The 1,289-nt window shown below is 59.1% G+C and carries 1 protein-coding gene and 1 pseudogene; both read left to right on the forward strand.

Going from position 1 to position 1,289, the window contains the following annotated elements; genetic code table 11:
- Positions 1-130: 130 nt before the first annotated feature.
- Positions 131-751 (forward strand): annotated as a pseudogene (locus ABIE58_RS20245) (IS3 family transposase); the annotation flags it as partial.
- A gap of 73 nt (positions 752-824) precedes the next feature.
- Positions 825-1,172, forward strand: a complete 348-nt coding sequence (locus ABIE58_RS20250; protein WP_354546412.1) for a hypothetical protein — start codon at positions 825-827, stop codon at positions 1,170-1,172.
- The last annotated feature ends 117 nt before the right edge of the window (positions 1,173-1,289 follow it).

Consider the following 1,289-nt stretch of genomic DNA (forward strand, 5'->3'; position numbering starts at 1 on the left):
GGGCACAAGTGCGACCGTCGTCACGCTGCAAGCGTGCCTCTGGCACGACGTGTGCGCCGCTTGATGCGTCTGATGCGCGTTCGTCGGGAAAACAGTCCCCCGGACTGTTTTCTGAACCTCCTCACTGCCGATCTACCAGAAGCCCAACACCAGCAAGAAGCACCCGGCGCACAAGATCTATCCCTACCTGCTGAAAGGGCTGGCGATCACCCGGCCCAACCAGGTCTGGTGCGCCGATATCACCTATATCCGCATGGAGCGCGGGTTCCTGTATCTGGTGGCCATCATGGATTGGCACAGCCGCAAGGTGTTCGACGGGCTTACGCGGCCCCACCGGGGCCACGGTCCCATCTCACCCTGGCGGTTGTTGAACACGCTCGAAGCGGATTTCTGTGTCGCGGCCCTGAAAGAGGCCCTGGCCGAATACGGCCCGCCAGAGGTCTTCAACACCGATCAGGGATCGCAGTTCACCAGCGGCGACTGGACCTGCGAGCTGAAGGCGGCCAAGGTGCAGATATCGATGGATGGCAAGGGCCGCTGGATCGACAACCGCATGATCGAGCGCCTGTGGCGGTCGCTGAAATACGAATGCGTCTACCTGCGCACCTTCGAGACCGGCTCACAGGCACGCGACGGCATTGGGAAATGGCTGACCTATTACAACGCCGAGAGGCCCTATTCGACCTATGGCATCTTGACCCCCGACGAGGTCCATGCCAGCAAAACCGAACCCATGAGAATGGCAGCCTGATGTGAAACCCTGATCCACCTTAACAGGGCTGCAAACTGGTCGAAAAAGCAGGATCACCTCATGAGGTTCGTAGATGAAATTATATTTCACTTTTGTTTACGCGGTGTTGGGGCTTGGCTTCGCCGCATTATCGCTTCCCGCGTCTGCCAAACCCGCGAGCTGCGTGCTTGAGGTCGGGGGGCAATCCTACATTGAGGGACCTTGTTCCTTCGAGCGTCTGTCCGATGACGACGGCAGCTTCAAGATCATGGGCGCCGCGGGCGACTATTTTGCTTATGTGTATGTTGAAGGGGATCGGGCGACCGCGCACTGGAACGAGATTGCCTGGGCGAACTATGCGCACACGCCTCTGGGCCAACTGCGACGCGACGGGGCCTGTTGGATCAGTGATGCCGCGCGCATCTGCGCGAGATATAGCTGAAAGTTGGTGATGGCCCCTGAGGGGCGGCATATCATGGCGGTGTTCACGCGCCGTCAATTCTCTGGAGAGAAAGGGATATGCCACATGACGAAGATTACCATCACGCCGCTGCCTGAT

It is taken from the genome of Roseovarius sp. MBR-78, from assembly GCF_040547535.1.
In the GTDB taxonomy this organism is placed as follows: Bacteria; Pseudomonadota; Alphaproteobacteria; order Rhodobacterales; family Rhodobacteraceae; genus Roseovarius.